The sequence below is a fragment of the Streptomyces flavochromogenes genome, assembly GCF_000717595.1.
Lineage (GTDB): Bacteria > Actinomycetota > Actinomycetes > Streptomycetales > Streptomycetaceae > Streptomyces > Streptomyces flavochromogenes.
Map to the genome: position 1 here is coordinate 1 of NZ_JNZO01000147.1, position 232 is coordinate 232.

At 68.1% G+C, this 232-nt stretch carries 1 protein-coding gene; it reads left to right on the forward strand.

The features are described from left to right. The coding region (locus IF00_RS42400; protein WP_037640692.1) for a hypothetical protein at positions 1-232 on the forward strand (232 nt) is incomplete at both ends.

The following is a 232-nucleotide window of genomic DNA, read 5'->3' on the forward strand; positions in this document are numbered from 1 at the left end:
CACCTCGTACAACGCCAACACCGGTGCGGTGCAGGACGTGGAGCACCCGGAGATGGCCGACCTGCCCTACGAGCTCGTCAGCAACGGCTACACCGCGGTCACGGGACTGCTCGACACGGTCGGCACGGTCACCGACACGAGCAGCGCCACCCTCGTCTCGGACATGACCTACGACCACTACGGCCGTCCGATCCGCGCCGAGTACGGCGAGTTCGGCCGCCACGTGTGGACC